The sequence below is a fragment of the Sphingomonas sandaracina genome, from assembly GCF_036663695.1.
GTDB lineage: Bacteria > Pseudomonadota > Alphaproteobacteria > Sphingomonadales > Sphingomonadaceae > Sphingomonas.
Genome location: NZ_JAXOJK010000002.1, coordinates 101574 through 117283 on the forward strand (window position 1 = coordinate 101574; position 15710 = coordinate 117283).

Here is a 15710-nt window from a genome sequence, read left to right on the forward strand (position 1 = left end):
CGTGAACATTCGCCCGACTTGCGCGCTGACATCCCAAGAGAATTTTTCCGGGAAGCGCAATCATGACAGACACCAGCCGCCGAGACCTGTTCAAGGGCGCCGCCGTCACCGGCCTCGCCGCAGCCGCCGCGCCGGCCTTCGCGCAAGGGCAGGCGGCGGGGCAGGCGCAACTCGCCGATCCGCAGACGCGGTTCACGTCGGCACCCTTCCCCGAACAGCGCCAGAAATGGCCCGCACTCCAGCGCGACATGCGCCCCGTCCCCGACAGCGGTGAGGCGAGCTACCGCGGTTCAGGTCGTCTCCAAGGCCGCAAGGCGCTGGTCACCGGCGGCGACTCGGGCATCGGTCGCGCGGCCGTGATCGCCTTCTCGCGCGAGGGCGCCGACGTCGCGATCAACTATTATCCGACCGAGGAGCCCGACGCGCAGGACGTTGCCAAGCTGCTCCGCGCGGAAGGGCGCAAGGTCGTGCTGATTCCCGGCGACCTGACCGATGCGAAGTTCTGCAACGACCTGATCGCGCGCGCCAATCGCGAACTCGGCGGGCTCGACATCCTCGTCAACAACGCCGCGTACCAGCAATCGAAGGCGTCGATCGCCGAGATCAGCGTCGAGCAATTCGACCGGACGATGAAGACCAACGTCTATGCGATGTTTCACCTGTGCAAGGCGGCGATCCCGCTGATGAAGCCGGGCGCGTCGATCATCAACACCGGTTCGGTCAATTCGGTCGATCCGGGCGAGGAACTGCTCGACTATGCGACCACCAAGGGCGCGATCCTGATCTTCACCAAGGGGCTTGCGAAACAGCTCGGCAAGAAGGGCATCCGCGTCAACATGGTCGCGCCTGGCCCGATCTGGACACCGCTCCAGGTGGCGGGCGGCCAGCTGCCGGGCAAGATGGGCGAGTTCGGGCAGGACACGCCGCTCGGTCGCGCGGGCCAGCCGGCCGAACTCGCCTCGCTGTTCGTGACGCTGGCGGAGACGGGCACGAGCTTCACGAGTGGCAGCGTATTCGCCGCCACCGGCGGCAGCGGCGTGCTGTAACTGCTCGAGTTATAAGCCCACCCCGGCGCAGGCCGGGGCCCAATTGGGGGACGGTAATGACTTGGCGCACCGCTGCGTTACCGCAACCTTTCCAATTGGGCCCCGGCCTTCGCCGGGGTGGCGGCGTGATAGTTCCCTAAAAGCCTCACCCCATACCCCACCGCCGCAACCCCTCCGCATCCACCACCCTGATCCGCGCATACTCAAGCGCGATAACCCCCGCCCGTTCCATCGCCTTCAGCGCCTTGTTGAGCGTCTGGCGCGACACGCCGATCATCGCGGCGATGTCTTCCTGGCGGATGCCGACGCTGTCGCCGCCCGCCGCGCGCACCATCCCTCCCAGCGTTCGCGCCAGTCGTACCGGGATCGGCTGCGCGAGCGTGTTCATCATGAACGCCAGCGAGGCCCGCTGGTGCGCGCACGCCAACAGCGCGATGTCGTGCCACAGCTCCGGCGTGTCGCGCGCCAGCCGCCGGACAGCCTCGATCCCGATGTGCAGGACCCGCGCCGGACCGAACGCGATCGCGTCGTGCGGCCGCGGCCCGTCGTCGAGCGTCGACAGTTCGCCGAACCACGTTCCCGGCCGCATGATCAGCACCACCAGTTCGGCGCCGATAGCGGGATAGCCGATCAGCCGGACCTGCCCGTCCAGCACCGCCCACAGCCCATCGGGCGGATCGCCGACGCCGTATATTTGCGTGCCCGCGGTCACGGACCGCACGATCGCCTGATTCAGCAACACTGCCCGCCGCCCCGCCGGGATCGCGCCGAACCACGGATCGGCGTCGAGCAAGGCGTGATCGATGGTCGACATCGCACGACTCTCCGGGCTTTGCGCACATTGTCAATGTGGCGACATTCTCGGCAGTGGCGGCGTGATACGCAGGGCCCATAATAACAGGAGATGGACGATGGCGACCGCATTCAGGACCGAACCGACCGTACGCGATCTCGTTTCACCCGAGGAATGGGCGCTGCGCGTCGATCTCGCCGCCGCCTATCGCCTGATCGCCTATTATGGCTGGGACGACCTGATCTTCACGCATCTGTCGGCGCGCGTGCCCGGTCCCGAGCATCACTTCCTGATCAATCCCTACACGCACATGTTCGAGGAGATCACCGCCTCGTCGCTCGTGAAGATCGACGTCGATGGCAACAAGGTCATGGACACGCCGGCGCCGGTCAACCGCGCGGGCTTCGTGATCCACTCCGCCATCCACGCCGCGCGCGACGATGCGGTCGCGGTGCTGCATCTGCATACGCCGCACGGTCAGGCGGTGTCGGCGATGTCGGAAGGGCTGCTCCCGCACACCCAGACGGCGATGATCGCCGGGCACGACGTGGCGTATCATGACTTCGAAGGCATCGCGACCGAGCTCGAGGAGCGCGAGCGACTCGTCGTCGACCTGGGTACGAAGCACAGCATGATCCTGCGCAACCACGGCACGCTCACGGTCGGCGAGTCGATCCCGCAGGCGTTCCTCCGCATGTATTTCCTCGAGCGCGCGTGCGAGGCGCAGGTGCTGATGCTGAGTGCCGGCCGCGAGAATCTGAACACCCCCAACCAGGGCGTCGCGGAAAAGGTCGAAGGCCAGTCGAGCGGTCCCGGCATGCGGATGCTGGCGGACGGGCTGGCGTGGCCGGCGTTGCTGCGCAAGCTAGACCGGATCGACCCGAGCTTCCGCGACTGAAGCGAGCCCGCGAGGAGATGCGTTCGAATTCTTGCTACCCGTCAGCCAAGCTCACCACCCCGGCGAAGGCCGGGGCCCAGTTGGCAAGGCCGCTGTAACGGTTGGAGGCATTCGCCAAATGCCGTCGCCCAACCGAGCCCCGGCCCCCGCCGGGGTAGTTAGGCGCGAGGGTGCCGAAAACGTCGCCGGTATTCGCGCTCACGCTCTTTCGAGGCAACCCCGCCGCGGCAGGCGATGCCGTGATCGCATCCATTAAGATGACCTCGCCCTGGAAAATGTCGGCTCCCCTCCCTGAAAGGGAGGGGCTGGGGGTGGGTAGGCCGGCTTGTGCCACCACAGTCCGAACCCGCGGAAACCGACCCACCCCCGACCCCTCCCTTTCAGGGAGGGGGGAGAAATTGTCGAAACGTCGCGCCTTCACGCGCGCTCCAGCAACCGCTCCGCCTGGGCTCGCGCCTCGTCCGTGATCTGCGCGCCGGACAGCATCCGTGCGATCTCCTCGCGGCGCTCGTCCTCAGACAACGCCCGCACGCCGGTCCGCGTGACGGTTCCGTCGCTGCTTTTGGCGATCAGCAGATGCTTCGCGCCGCGCGCCGCCACCTGCGGGCTGTGCGTCACCACCAGCAGCTGCGTGCTCAGCGCAAGCCGCGCAAGTCGTTCGCCGATCGCGCTCGCCACCGCGCCGCCGACGCCGCGGTCGATCTCGTCGAACACCATCGTCGACGCGCCGCCCTCTTCCGCCAGCGCCACCTTCAACGCGAGAATGAAGCGCGACAATTCGCCGCCCGACGCGATCTTGGTCAGCGCCGCGAACGGCGCGCCCGGATTGGTCGAGATTTCGAACTCGACCCGGTCCTTGCCGGCCGCCGACCAGCCCTCCTCGCCGAGCGGCGCAACCACCGTCTGGAACCGCGCCGCGTCGAGCTTCAACGGTGCAAGCTCGCCTGCGACCGCCACGTCCAGCCGTTTCGCCGCTGCCAGCCGCCGCTTCGTCAACGCATCGGACGCGGTGTCATACGCCTTCCGAGCCGCCGCTACCCGCGCCTCGATCACCGCGATCCCGCCTTCGCCCGCATCGAGCCGTTCCAACCGCGCCTGCATCTCGTCGGCCAGTGCCGCCAGGTCATCCGGCTGCACGCGGTGCTTGCGCGCCATCGCCCGCAACTCGAACAACCGTGCCTCGTCATCCTCCAGCGCGCGCGGGTCATACGCCATTTCCGCCCGCGCATCGCGCAGGCTCTCCTCGGCCACCGACGCCTCGATCACCGCGCGATCGACCGCCGCCAGCGCATTGCCGAGCGCAACATGATCCTCCGCGATCCGCTCGAGCACGCGCGCGGCCTGGCGCAGCTTCGCCATGCCGCCGTCCTTGCCCTCGAGAAAATCGTCGATCGCGGCGAGATCGTCGGCGATCTTCTCGGCGCGCTGCATCGACCGTCGCGTATCCGCCAACGTCTCCTCCTCGCCCGCGACAGGCGCCAGCGCGGTCAGTTCGGCAACCGTATGCTCCAGCCATTCGCGATCGCGCGCGGCGGTCTCGATATCCGCACGGGCGGCGGCAAGCTCAGCCTCGGCCGCGCGGAACGAAACATACGCCTTGCCGGTAGCGCCCGGCTCGGTCCGCCCGAAAATATCGAGCAGCGCGCGATGCCCACGCGCGTTCAGTAATCCGCGCTCGTCATGCTGGCCGTGGATCTCGACCAAATGCGGCGCCATCTCGCGCAGCAGCCCCGCCGATGCCGGCTGGTCGTTGACGAACCCGCGACTGCCGCCGCCCGCTTTGACGATTCGCTTCACGATCAACGGTTCGCCGCGCTCGATCTCCAGCCCGTTCTCGTCGAACAGTAGGGCGAGGGGCGATTCGGGCGCAGGGGCGTCGAACGTCGCGGTCACCACCGCCTGCGCCGCGCCGTGTCGCACCAGCCCGCTGTCGCCGCGCCCGCCCAGCGCCAGGCCCAGCGCATCGAGCAGGATCGACTTGCCCGCCCCGGTCTCGCCGGTGAGCACGCCAAGCCCGACGCCGAATCCCAGATCCAGCGCCTCGATCAGCACCACGTCGCGAATGGAAAGTTCGGTCAGCATAGTTTGTCCGCCTTAGACGAACGGGCGCGCAATGCGATCCCCCTATGTTCCAACCCGACGATCCGCGCCGCTATCGCTTAAGGGCGCTTCAGTTACCGGTGTTGGACGGCTGGCCGGCCGCCCGGGGAGCAGGCGCGCGCTCGGCCGGGCCGGTCGGCGTCGAGCCGGGCTCGTCGAGCTCGACCATCACCGACGGCGTGCCCTTGGTGCCGACCGGCACCACCTGTTCGCCAGGCGTCAGCGGCGGCACGGCCGGCACCTGATTCTTCTTCAACAGGTCGTACGCGTGCTGGTACCAGTCGGTGCCCGGATAGTTGCGCCCCAGCACCGCGCCGGCCTTCTCGGCCTCGACAGGTACGCCGAGCGCCAGATACGTCTCGGTCAGTCGCATCAGCGCTTCCGGCGTGTGCGTGGTCTGCTGGAACTTGTCGATCACGGTGCGGAACCGGCCATTCGCCGCGAGCCATTGGCCGCGCGTCTCATAGAACCGCCCGATCTCCATCTCCTTGCCCGCGAGATGGTCGTTGACCAGATCGATCTTGAGGCGCGCATCCGACGCATAGCGCGTGTTCGGATAGCGCCGCATCAGTTCGCCGAGCGAATCGAGCGCCTGTCGCGTGATTTTCTGGTCGCGCGTCACGTCGGTGATCTGCTCGTAATAGCCGAGCGCGATCAGGTAATAGGCATATGGCGCATCGCGGTTGCCCGGATGCACGGCCAGGAAGCGCTGCGCCGAGCTGATCGATGCAGTATAGTCCCGCGCAAGGTAATAGCTGAACGCCGACATGATCTGCGCACGGCGCGCCCAGATCGAATAGGGATGCTGGCGCTCGACCTCGTCGAACAGCTGCGCCGCTTCCTTATAGCGCGCCTGATCAAGCCGCCGCTTGGCGGTCGAGTACAGCGTACCCACGTCGCGCGCCACATAGGGCAGATCGCCCTTGGCGGCGCGACCGCCTCCGCAGCCGGCCATGGGGAGCGCAAGCGCGGCGATGAGCGTGACCGCGAGGGCGCGTGGCATGCTCGGAATGGACTGGGGGATACGCATTGGCGTCGTCCTTAGCGTAAGCGGGGCTTCGCGAACAATCCCTTTCGCCAAACACGCCAACGCGCTTTCGCAGGTGGGGGGCTTCCGCCGGCGCGGATCACACGGCAAGGGTCGTTCGTTGCCGAAACGCCATTCCAAAAGCCATTCAAATCGAGGATCACCCCATGCCCGCCACCCTGTTGCAAACCCACCGTGTCGAAAAGCCCTGGGGTCGCGACACGCTCTGGCCCGGTTTCGCAAATCCCGCAGCAGGATCGCCGCCGATCGGCGAAGTCTGGTTCCAGGAGCCCGGCAACACCACGCCCGACCTGCTGATCAAATATCTGTTCACCAGCCAGAAGCTGTCGGTGCAGGTCCATCCCAACGACGAACAGGCGCACGCACGTGGCCTGCCGCGCGGCAAGGACGAATGCTGGACGATCCTGGCCGCCGAGCCCGATTCGACGATCGCGGTCGGCACCAAGGCGCCGATGTCGAAGGACGATCTGCGCGCCTCGGCGATCGACGGCACGATCGAGGACAAGCTGGACTGGAAGCCGGTCAAGCCGGGCGACTTCATGTATTGCGCGTCCGACACGATCCACGCGATCGGCGGCGGGGTGACCGTGATCGAGGTCCAGCAAAATTCCGAGACTACCTACCGCCTCTATGACTATGGCAGCGATCGTGAACTGCATCTCGACGACGGCATCGACGTCGCCGACCCGACGCCCTACGTCCCCGTCGCGCCGCCGATCGAGATCGAGACCGGTCGCACGATCATGGTCGAAGGCCCGAAGTTCGTGCTCGAGCGCTGGAAGGGCGGCGACCACGTCGTCAATCTGCCCGAGGGCACGACCGGCTGGGTGATCCCGATCACCGGATCGGGCGATGTCGCCGGCGTGGCGTTCAAGGCAGGCGAATGCGCGACGATGACCGGCAGCGAGACGGTCGCCACCAGCCCCGACGCCGACGTGCTCTTCGCATATCCCCTGGCAAAGCGTATCTGAGCAAGGGGTAGATCGAACGAGGAGGGGGAAGAAAGCGCATCCCGCCCCTCCTTGTTCTCCCGCGAAGGCGGGAGCCCAGCCTGGATCCCCGCCTTCGCGGGAAAACATCATGGTTCAGACGTGCGCCATTCCCAAGGGCAACCACCCCGGCGAGGCCGGGGCCCAATTGGGGAACGTTGCTAATGAAGCGTGGCACACGGTTATTGCCACCTTACCAATTGGGCCCCGGCCTCCGCCGGGGTGGTAAGCGGGGATGGCACGCCTCCTCTTTTGCCCGCTAACTAGCCCCTCATTACCCAGGCACGTCACCATCACCACCACCCCGGCGAAGGCCGGGGCCCAGTTGGGTGACGGTGTTAATTGAGCCGGGCACGCCGTTTTCCACCTCCCCAACTGCTCTCCGGCCTCCGCCGAGTTGGTGAAGCTGCGGCGGGGATCGAGCAGGTGCTCCTGGCCACCGCAATCATCCCCAATTAACCCGTGTCGCCCTATACCCCCGCGCAATGCTGCGCGTTCTCACCCTCTCCACCCTGTTCCCGGACGCGACCCGTCCGAACTTCGGCGGCTTCGTCGAACGACAGACGCTGGGCCTTGCCGCGCACCCGGACGTATCACTCGTGGCGGTAGCGCCAATCGGTCTCCCTCCGGGGCCCCTCGGCCGCATAGGCCGCTACGCGCGCCTCGCCACGCTCCCGGTGCGCGAAACCTGGAAGGGCGTGGATGTCCACCGCCCGCGCTTCGCCGCGCTCCCGTTCACCAAGGGCCGTCATCATGCCGCCGCGCTGGAGCGCGCGCTCGTGCCGGTGCTCGATGCGATCCGCTCGGACTTCGCGTTCGACGTCATCGACGTGTCGTTCTTCTTCCCCGACGGCCCCGCCGCCGTCGTTCTCGGCAAGCGCTACGGCGTGCCCGTCTCGATCAAGGCCCGTGGCTCCGACATCCACCATTGGGGCGAAGCGCGGGCGACCGCGGCGCAGGTCCGCAGCGCAGGGCAGGGCGCCGCCGGACTCCTTGCGGTCAGCGCGGCGATGAAGGCCGACATGGTCACGCTGGGCATGCCGGGCGACCGGATCACGGTGCACCATACCGGCGTCGACCAGGACCGCTTCCGCCCCGCCGACGACCGGGCCGCCGCCAAGGCCAGCCTCGGCGTGGCGGGGCCACTGGTCATCGCGATCGGCGGACTCCTGTCGCGCAAGGGCCATGACATCGTCATCGATGCGGTCGCCGCGTTACCCGGGGTCACGCTGCTGATCGCAGGCGCAGGCCCCGCACGCGCCACGCTGGAAGCGCAAATCGCAAGACTGGGCATCGGCGACCGAGTCCGCCTGTTGGGCGCGCTCCCGCACGCGGACCTGCCGGGGCTGATCGCCGCCGCCGACGTCAGCGCGCTGGCCTCCAGTTCGGAGGGGCTCGCCAATGTCTGGGTCGAGTCGCTCGCCTGCGGGACACCGATCGTCATCACCGCGGCCGGCGGCGCCTGCGAGGTCGTGACGTCGCCCGATGCCGGCCGCGTCACGATCGGCGATCCGCTCGCGTTCGCCGCGGCGTTGAGCGACCTGCTCGCCGCGCCGCCGCTACCAGATGCGACGCGGGCGATGGCGGCGGGCTTTACCTGGGAGAAGAACACCGCGACGCTGTACGCGCATCTCGCGACGCTCGTCGCGGATCACCCTTCGAGAGGGTAGAGCGCCGCCACGATCCAGCGACCTTCGCCGCGCAGCACCGCCCACGCGCGGGCCGCAGCGCGGCTGTCCATCGCCTCGATCCCGAACCCCCGCGCCTCGACCGCACGCTTGAACGCGAGCGGCGGCTGGCGCAGCGCCGAACCGGTCCCCAGCAACAGGAACTCCGGCGGCGGATCGAGCGCGAGCAGCGCCGCGACATCCGCCTCGCCGAGGGCCTCGAACGCCGGCGGCTTCCAGCCATCGGAGCGCTCGGGACTGATCGACAATGCGGTGTAATAGCCGTCGTCGACCTTGAACCCCGCCCGACCGATCGCCGAAATCATCGGCCCATCGGTCTTCTCGCGGTCCATCCTCAACGCTCGACCTTCGGACCCACCCGCTCGGCCCCGTCCTGCACGCCGCCCTTGCGGGGGGCCGGATCGGCCCGCAGCCCAAGCGTAATCAGGAGCGACGACGACACGTAGATCGACGAATACGTCCCCACGACGATACCCAGAATCATCGCCGCGGTGAACCCGCGCAGCACGTGGCCGCCCAGCACCAGCATCGCGACCAGCGCCAGCAGGATCGTCACCGAGGTCATCACGGTCCGCGGCAGCGTCTCGTTCACCGACAGGTCGATGATCTCGCGCATGTCCATTTTCCGGTACCGGCGCATGTTCTCGCGGATACGGTCGTCGATCACGATCTTGTCGTTGATCGAATACGAGATTATCGTCAGCACGGCGGCAACGATGTTCAGGTCGAACTCGAACTGCGTCAGCGCGAAGAAGCCGAGCGTCATCAACAGATCGTGGACGATCGCGACGACGGTCGAGACGCCGAACTGCCACTCGAACCGCACCACCGCGAACAATGCGATGCCGAGGATCGCGAGGCCGACCGCGAGGAGCCCCTTGCTGATCAGTTCGTCCGAAACCTTGCCCGAGATCGTGTCGTACTTCGAGAACGTCGCGCCGGGGAACTTCGCGGCGAGGTCGTCCGACACCTTCTTCACCAGCCGGTTGGTCGCGCCTTCGTCGCCACTGTCGGGCAAGGGCAGGCGGATCGACAGCGTCTTGGGGTCGCTGAACGACTGGATCGAGGCCTCGCCGACGCCGAGCCGATCGACCTCTGTGCGGACCACGTCGATCGACGGCGTGGTCGCGAACTTCTCTTCGATCAGGACGCCCCCAGCGAAGTCGACGCCCATGTTGAGGCCCTTCACGGCGACGAGGCCGATCGCCAGCAACGACAGCAGCAGGGTCAGCCCGAACGCCCATTTACGGAGCGAGACGAACTTCAGGTTCGTGTTGTCGGGTACGAGTTTCAGCAGGCGCATGGTAATCTCCCGCCTCAAATATTGATCGTGGTGGGGCGGTTCTTCCGCAGCCACAGCGCGACCATCATTCGCGTGAACGTGACGGCGGTGAACACCGACGTGCAGATCCCGATCAGCAGCACGACCGCGAAGCCCTTCACCGGACCCGAACCGAGCAGCAGCATGATCACGCCGGTGATGGCGTGCGTGATGTTCGCCTCGAAGATCGTCCGCGATGCTTCCTTGTAGCCGAGTTCGACCGACTGGACGACGCTACGCCCGCGTCGCCGCTCTTCGCGAATACGCTCGTTGATCAGCACGTTGGCGTCCACCGCGGTGCCGATCGTCAGCACGAAGCCGGCGATACCGGGCAGCGTCAGCGTCGCGTTCAGCATTGCCATGACGGCGACGATGACCAGGATGTTGATGACCACGGCGAGGTTCGCATAGACGCCGAACCGGCCATAGGTGACGAACATGAACACGATCACCGCAAGCGCCGCGATGATCGACGCGAGCACGCCGGCCCGGATCGAATCCTTGCCGAGATCGGGGCTGACGGTGCTTTCCGCGATCGTCTTCAGCGCGACCGGCAGCTTGCCCGAGCGCAGCGAGATCGCCAGCGCATTCGCCGATTCAACCGTGAAATTGCCCGAGATCGACGCGCGACCGCCCAGGATCGGCTCGTTGATGTTCGGCGCGGAGATCACCGAATTGTCGAGGATGATCGCAAACGGCTTGCCGGTGTTCTCGGTCGTGACCTTGGCGAAGCGACGCCCGCCGACCGCATCGAACGTGATCGCCACCTGCGGCGCGTTGGTCTGCGGCTCGAACTCCTGGCGTGCATCGGCGAGCTGGTCGCCTGAGATGATCACCGATCGCTTCACCGCGATGAGCGGCACGCCCTGCGGGTTGCCGGGGTAGGGGAGGATCTGGCTGCCGACCGGTGCGATGCCCTTGACCAGGTCGGCCGGGTTCGCGGTCTGGTCGACCAGCTTGAATTCGAGCTTGGCGGTCTTGCCGAGCAATTCCTTCAGCGCCTGCGGGTTCTTCAACCCCGGCACCTGGACGACGATCCGCGTCGCGCCCTGGCGGACGATCGTCGGCTCCTTGGTGCCGAGTTCGTCGATGCGGCGGCGGACGACTTCGGTCGCGTCCTTCATCGCCGTGTCGACCGCCTGGGTCAGGCCCGCTTCGGTCGGCTTGAGCACGAACCGGCTCGTGTCGACGACGTTGATGTCCCACTCGCGCTGGCCGCTCATGCCTGCACCACCACCGGTGATCGCCAACAGACGCTCACGCGCCGCATCGACCTGGCTCGGGTCACGCAACAGGAAGCTCAGCTGGCCGCCGCGCGTGGAAATGTCCCCGATCTCGATCCGCGGAGTCCCATTGCGCATCGTGCCCGCGACACTGTCGCGCATCGCCTCGATCCGCGTCGCGGCAAGGTCGGCGGTATCCGCCTCGAGCAGCAGATAGCTGCCGCCAGCGAGGTCGAGCCCGAGGTTGATGTGCGGATGGGGAATGCTGCCCCATTTGCTCGTGGTGCTCTCGGGGAGGAAACTCGGGATCGCCAGCAGGCACAATGCCACCAGCAACCCGATGATCGACCCGACCTTCCAGCGCGGAAAATCCAGCATCAGTCGTTGGCCGGCTTCGTGTTGGGGCTGGTGATGTCGGTCAGCGTCGACTTGACGACCCGCACGCGGACATTCGGCGCGATCTCGACCTCGACGACGTTATCCTCGACCTTCGTCACCTTGCCGAGGATCCCGCCCGAGGTCACGACGCTATCGTTCTTCTTCACCGCGGCGACCGACGCCTGCAGCGCCTTCATCCGCTTTTGCTGCGGGCGGATCATCAGGAAGTAGAACACGACGAACACGAGGAAGAGCGGCGCGAGGCTCAGGAACGAGGCGAGCCCGCCTCCGGCTGTGGCGGCGCCGTCTGCGGCCTGGGCATAAGCTGGTGCAATGAACATGAAGTTCCGTATCTGGCTGAAGGGGTTCAGGTCGCGCGCCGCGCGGCCGGTCGCATTGGTCCGCCCGCTATCATCGCTTGGGGTCCCGCGCAACAGATCGCCGCAGGATGAGACGGGGCGCACGGGCGACCGGCCGCGACGATCGGTGCGCCGTGTTGGCACTTGCATCCCGCCCCGACCCCGCGTAGTGCGCCCCCCTCGGGTCGCTCTGCGGCCCGTTCGGTCGGAGCGTAGCGCAGCCCGGTAGCGCACCACACTGGGGGTGTGGGGGTCGCAGGTTCGAATCCTGTCGCTCCGACCATTTTCTTGTAGCAATGAAGAGACGCGGCGCTGCTCAGGGAGCAGTATTGCCGTTGGTTCTTGCGCGACGTTCGCCCTGCCCACAACCGCGCTCCCCTCCCTGAAAGGGAGGGGCTGGGGGTGGGTAGGCCGGCTTGAGCCCCACCGGTCCGAACATGCGGAACCCGACCCACCCCCAACCCCTCCCTGCCAGGGAGGGGGGCAGAAGGAGGAGGAGCCGAACGCTTACGCCGTCTCGCGCACCGTCGCCGCGTGACCCACCGCGATCGCGCTCAAATTCACGATCCCGCGCGCGGTCACGCTCGGCACCAGCATCTGCAGCGGTTTCGCCAGCCCCAGCAGCATCGGCCCCAGCGGCGCCGACTCGGTCGATGCCGACAGCAGCGACACCGCGATGTTCGCCGCGTCGATGTTCGGCATCACCAGCAGGTTCGCCGACCCCGTCAGCGGGCTGTCGTCCACCAGGCGCCGTCGCAGCGCCTCCGACAACGCCGCATCGCCGTGCATCTCGCCGTCGAATTCGAACTCGGGCGCCATCTCCTTCAGCAACGCATGCCCCGCGCGCATCTTCTGCGCCGACGGCGAACGCGATGCGCCGAAGCTCGAATGCGACAGCAACGCCGCCTTCGGCTCGATCGCGAACGCGCGCACCGCCTCGGCCGCCAGCATCGTCATCTCAGCAATCTGCTCGGCGGTCGGATCGACCGTCACGTGCGTATCGCAGAAGAACAGACTGCCGGTGCGCAGGATCACCGCCGACATCGCGTACAGTCGAGACACGCCCGGCATCCGCGGCAGCAGCGGCATGATGTACGTCATCTGCGTCCACCAGTCGCCGATCCCGCCGCACAACGCCGCATCGACGCGCCCTTCGCGCAGCAGCATCGCCGCCGCCACACTCGGCCGCGTCCGCAGCGCCCGTTCGGCGCTATCGGGCGGCGTGCCGCGGCGGCCGACCAGCGCGCTGTACCCGGCGAGCAGGGGATCGAACACGTCGCGGTCGGTGCCCGGATCGAGCACCTCGACATCGGTGCCGATCGTCATGCGCAATCCGCTTGCCTCGATCCGCTCGGCGATAACCTCGCGCCGCCCGATCAGCACCGGCCGGCCGATACCCTCGTCGATCACCGTCTGCACCGCGCGTAGCGTCCGCGGGTCCTCGCCTTCGCCGTACGCGATCGAGCGCCCGGCCTGCTTGGCGCGCGCGAAGATCGGCCGCATCAGCTGGCCCGAGCGGTACACGAACACTTCGAGATCGCGCAGATACGCGTCGAAATCCTCGATCGGCCGCGTCGCCACGCCCGAATCCATCGCCGCCTTCGCCACAGCGGGCGCGACATGCAGGATCAGCCGTGGATCGAATGGCTTGGGAATGATGTAGGTCGGCCCGAACACCGGCGTCGCGCCGCCATAGGCCGACACGACCACATCCGAAGCCGTAGCGCGTGCGAGGGCCGCAATCGCGTCGACCGCGGCCACCTTCATCGCCTCGTTGATCTCGGTCGCGCCGACGTCGAGCGCGCCGCGGAAGATGAACGGGAAGCACAGCACGTTGTTGACCTGGTTCGGGAAATCCGAGCGGCCCGTGGCGATGATCGCATCGGGCCGGGTCGCATGGACCAGCGCGGGCTGAATTTCCGGCTCGGGGTTCGCCAGCGCGAGGATCAGCGGATCGGGCGCGAGCAGATGCAGCCATTCCTGCTTCAGCACACGCGGCGCCGACAGCCCGAGGAAGATGTCCGCTCCCTCCAGCACGTCCGGCAAGGTCCGCGCGTTGGTGGTCCGGGCATAGCGCGCCATGTTCGGCGGCATGTTCTCGTCGCGCCCGGCGTGCACGACGCCCTTGATATCGGTCAGCGTCACGTTCTCGGGGTTGAGCCCCATCGACACCAGCAGGTCGACCGTTGCCAGCGCCGCCGCGCCCGCGCCCGACGTCACCAGCTTCATCTGGTCGAGCCGCTTGCCGCGCAGTTCGAGCACGTTGCGGACCGCGGCGGCGCACACGATCGCGGTGCCATGCTGGTCGTCGTGGAACACCGGGATGTTCATCACCTCGCGCAGCTTCGTCTCGATCTCGAAGCATTCCGGCGCCTTGATGTCCTCGAGATTGATCCCGCCGAACGTCGGCTCGAGCACGCGGACCGCCTCGATGAACGCCTGCGGGTTGAGCTGGTCGATCTCGATATCGAAGCAGTCGATGCCTGCGAATTTCTTGAAGAGCACCGCCTTGCCCTCCATCACCGGCTTCGACGCCAGCGCGCCGATCGCGCCCAGGCCCAGCACCGCGGTCCCGTTGGTGATGACCGCCACGAGATTACCGCGCGCGGTATAGTCGCGCGCCTTGTCTGGATCCGCGGCGATCTCCTCGCACGCAGCCGCGACGCCCGGCGAATAGGCGAGCGCGAGATCGCGCTGCGTCGCCATCCGCTTGGTCGCCTCGACCGAGAGTTTCCCGGGCTTTGGATAGCGGTGATAATCGAGCGCGGCTTTGCGGAAATCGTCTTCCATGGTCTTCCTAACCTGTCGGCCGCGGCGGCGACCGGGTGGGGCACGCGGGCAAAGCTCGCGGCGCATGTTCAAGGCAGCGCATAGCCTTAGGCGCACCGATCCGCCAACCCCGCGCGGACGTAGCGGCGGATTGATGAGCCGACCCCCAACCACCGCACCACCCCGGCGAAGGCCGGGGCCCAATTGGAACGTCGGACATAATTGAAGTGCGATCCTCAATTATCCCCGTCTCCCAATTGGGCCCCGGCCTCCGCCGGGGAGGTGCAACCCAAGCGAGCGACCTGCGGTCAGATCGCTAAACCTCCGCTCCTAGTCTTCACCCCTCCCTGAAAGGGAGGGGCAGGGGGTGGGTCGGCTTCCGCATACGCACGCGAGAGAGACCCAAGCAGGCCACCCCCACCCCCAACCCCTCCCTTCCAGGGAGGGGAGCATGTCTCGCTTGATCAGCCGGTAGCGAACACAAGTATCCCCTGTCCTACAACGAACCAATATGGTTCGCTCTCGCAACAAAACCGGGAGCCAGCCATGACCATCGAAACCCTGATCGACGCCGTAATCGACCGCGAAGGCGGCTACACCAACCACCCCGCAGACCGCGGCGGACCCACCCGCTACGGCATCACGCAAGGCGTAGCCCGAACCAACGGCTACACCGGAGACATGCGCGCCTTCCCCCGCGACCAGGCCGAAGACATCTACCGCCGCCTCTACTGGACCCGCCCCGCCTTCGACCAGATCGCCCCCCGAGCCCCGAAAATCGCCGAAGAACTCTTCGACACCGGCGTCAACATGGGGCCCGGCGTGGCCGCCACCTTCCTCCAACGCGCCCTCAACGCGCTGAACCGGGGCGCCACCGACTACCCCGACATGAACCTAGACGGCCGCATCGGCCCCGCCACGCTCACCGCGCTCGACGCCTTCCTCGCCCGCCGCAAACCCGGCGGCGAAACCGTGCTCCTGAAGGCGATCGAGGCGCTGCAGGGCGAACGCTACGTCGCCCTCGCCGAGACCCGCCCCGCCAACGAAGCCTTCCTCTACGGTTGGCTCGCGAACCGCACATGACGCCTCGGCGAAAAC

General features: G+C 67.2%; 13 protein-coding genes and 1 tRNA gene. 6 read left to right on the forward strand and 8 right to left on the reverse strand.

From position 1 onward, the window contains the following. Positions 1-62: 62 nt before the first annotated feature. Positions 63-1046 carry an SDR family oxidoreductase gene (locus U1707_RS05805; protein WP_332799159.1) on the forward strand — a complete coding sequence of 328 codons (984 nt, stop codon included), beginning with the start codon at positions 63-65 and terminating at the stop codon, positions 1044-1046. Between the two features lie 145 nt (positions 1047-1191). Here the strand turns inward: U1707_RS05805 and U1707_RS05810 are convergent, their stop codons facing one another. After that, positions 1192-1860, reverse strand: coding sequence for a Crp/Fnr family transcriptional regulator (locus tag U1707_RS05810; protein ID WP_332799160.1), 669 nt, complete (start codon positions 1858-1860; stop codon positions 1192-1194). 97 nt (positions 1861-1957) lie between these two features. Between U1707_RS05810 and U1707_RS05815 the strand changes: the two genes are divergently transcribed. Further along, positions 1958-2737, forward strand: a complete 780-nt coding sequence (locus U1707_RS05815) for a class II aldolase/adducin family protein (protein ID WP_332799161.1) — start codon at positions 1958-1960, stop codon at positions 2735-2737. Between the two features lie 417 nt (positions 2738-3154). On the opposite strand, the gene recN is transcribed toward U1707_RS05815, so the two are convergent. After that, positions 3155-4819 carry a DNA repair protein RecN gene (gene recN, locus U1707_RS05820; protein WP_332799162.1) on the reverse strand — a complete coding sequence of 555 codons (1665 nt, stop codon included), beginning with the start codon at positions 4817-4819 and terminating at the stop codon, positions 3155-3157. Between the two features lie 88 nt (positions 4820-4907). Further along, the gene (locus U1707_RS05825; RefSeq protein ID WP_332799163.1) at positions 4908-5867 is read right to left on the reverse strand and encodes an outer membrane protein assembly factor BamD; all 960 of its coding nucleotides are present in this window, start codon (positions 5865-5867) and stop codon (positions 4908-4910) included. Between the two features lie 164 nt (positions 5868-6031). On the opposite strand from U1707_RS05825, the gene U1707_RS05830 reads away from it, so the two are divergent. Then, positions 6032-6856 carry a class I mannose-6-phosphate isomerase gene (locus U1707_RS05830; protein ID WP_332799164.1) on the forward strand — a complete coding sequence of 275 codons (825 nt, stop codon included), beginning with the start codon at positions 6032-6034 and terminating at the stop codon, positions 6854-6856. A 503-nt stretch (positions 6857-7359) separates the two neighbouring features. Then, on the forward strand, positions 7360-8544 hold the full coding sequence (locus U1707_RS05835) for a glycosyltransferase (protein ID WP_332799165.1): 1185 nt from the start codon (positions 7360-7362) through the stop codon (positions 8542-8544). Here U1707_RS05835 and U1707_RS05840 read toward each other — a convergent pair. The 4 genes from U1707_RS05840 to yajC are packed head-to-tail and all read right to left on the reverse strand — an operon-like array spanning position 8526 to position 11825. Continuing rightward, on the reverse strand, positions 8526-8900 hold the full coding sequence (locus U1707_RS05840; RefSeq protein WP_443025658.1) for an MTH938/NDUFAF3 family protein: 375 nt from the start codon (positions 8898-8900) through the stop codon (positions 8526-8528). The two genes, U1707_RS05835 and U1707_RS05840, sit on opposite strands and share 19 nt — an antisense overlap. Beyond that, a complete protein-coding gene (gene secF / locus U1707_RS05845) occupies positions 8897-9865 on the reverse strand; it encodes a protein translocase subunit SecF (protein WP_332799167.1) in 969 nt (322 codons plus the stop codon). The genes U1707_RS05840 and secF overlap by 4 nt, the downstream gene beginning before the upstream one ends. Positions 9866-9879: 14 nt before the next feature. Continuing rightward, positions 9880-11484: a protein translocase subunit SecD gene (secD, locus tag U1707_RS05850; RefSeq protein WP_332799168.1), complete on the reverse strand. Its 1605-nt coding sequence runs from the start codon at positions 11482-11484 to the stop codon at positions 9880-9882. Then, entirely contained in the window at positions 11484-11825 is a 342-nt protein-coding gene (yajC, locus tag U1707_RS05855; RefSeq protein WP_332799773.1) for a preprotein translocase subunit YajC, read from the reverse strand. The genes secD and yajC overlap by 1 nt, the downstream gene beginning before the upstream one ends. A 224-nt stretch (positions 11826-12049) precedes the next feature. Between yajC and U1707_RS05860 the strand changes: the two genes are divergently transcribed. Beyond that, positions 12050-12126: transfer RNA gene (locus U1707_RS05860), tRNA-Pro, on the forward strand. A 224-nt stretch (positions 12127-12350) separates the two neighbouring features. On the opposite strand, the gene U1707_RS05865 is transcribed toward U1707_RS05860, so the two are convergent. Further along, positions 12351-14633 carry an NADP-dependent malic enzyme gene (locus U1707_RS05865; RefSeq protein ID WP_332799169.1) on the reverse strand — a complete coding sequence of 761 codons (2283 nt, stop codon included), beginning with the start codon at positions 14631-14633 and terminating at the stop codon, positions 12351-12353. Between the two features lie 525 nt (positions 14634-15158). Here U1707_RS05865 and U1707_RS05870 point away from each other — a divergent pair. Continuing rightward, complete coding sequence (locus U1707_RS05870; RefSeq protein ID WP_332799170.1) at positions 15159-15695, forward strand: glycoside hydrolase family 108 protein; 537 nt, start codon at positions 15159-15161, stop codon at positions 15693-15695. Positions 15696-15710 lie beyond the last annotated feature (15 nt).

Coding starts and splice junctions, on each gene's coding strand:
- U1707_RS05805 (WP_332799159.1), top strand. CDS start 63: ATGACAGACACCAGCCGCCGAGACCTGTTCAAGGGCGCCGCCGTCACC.
- U1707_RS05810 (WP_332799160.1), bottom strand. CDS start 1,860: ATGTCGACCATCGATCACGCCTTGCTCGACGCCGATCCGTGGTTCGGC.
- U1707_RS05815 (WP_332799161.1), top strand. CDS start 1,958: ATGGCGACCGCATTCAGGACCGAACCGACCGTACGCGATCTCGTTTCA.
- recN (WP_332799162.1), bottom strand. CDS start 4,819: ATGCTGACCGAACTTTCCATTCGCGACGTGGTGCTGATCGAGGCGCTG.
- U1707_RS05825 (WP_332799163.1), bottom strand. CDS start 5,867: ATGCGTATCCCCCAGTCCATTCCGAGCATGCCACGCGCCCTCGCGGTC.
- U1707_RS05830 (WP_332799164.1), top strand. CDS start 6,032: ATGCCCGCCACCCTGTTGCAAACCCACCGTGTCGAAAAGCCCTGGGGT.
- U1707_RS05835 (WP_332799165.1), top strand. CDS start 7,360: ATGCTGCGCGTTCTCACCCTCTCCACCCTGTTCCCGGACGCGACCCGT.
- secF (WP_332799167.1), bottom strand. CDS start 9,865: ATGCGCCTGCTGAAACTCGTACCCGACAACACGAACCTGAAGTTCGTC.
- secD (WP_332799168.1), bottom strand. CDS start 11,484: ATGCTGGATTTTCCGCGCTGGAAGGTCGGGTCGATCATCGGGTTGCTG.
- yajC (WP_332799773.1), bottom strand. CDS start 11,825: ATGTTCATTGCACCAGCTTATGCCCAGGCCGCAGACGGCGCCGCCACA.
- U1707_RS05865 (WP_332799169.1), bottom strand. CDS start 14,633: ATGGAAGACGATTTCCGCAAAGCCGCGCTCGATTATCACCGCTATCCA.
- U1707_RS05870 (WP_332799170.1), top strand. CDS start 15,159: ATGACCATCGAAACCCTGATCGACGCCGTAATCGACCGCGAAGGCGGC.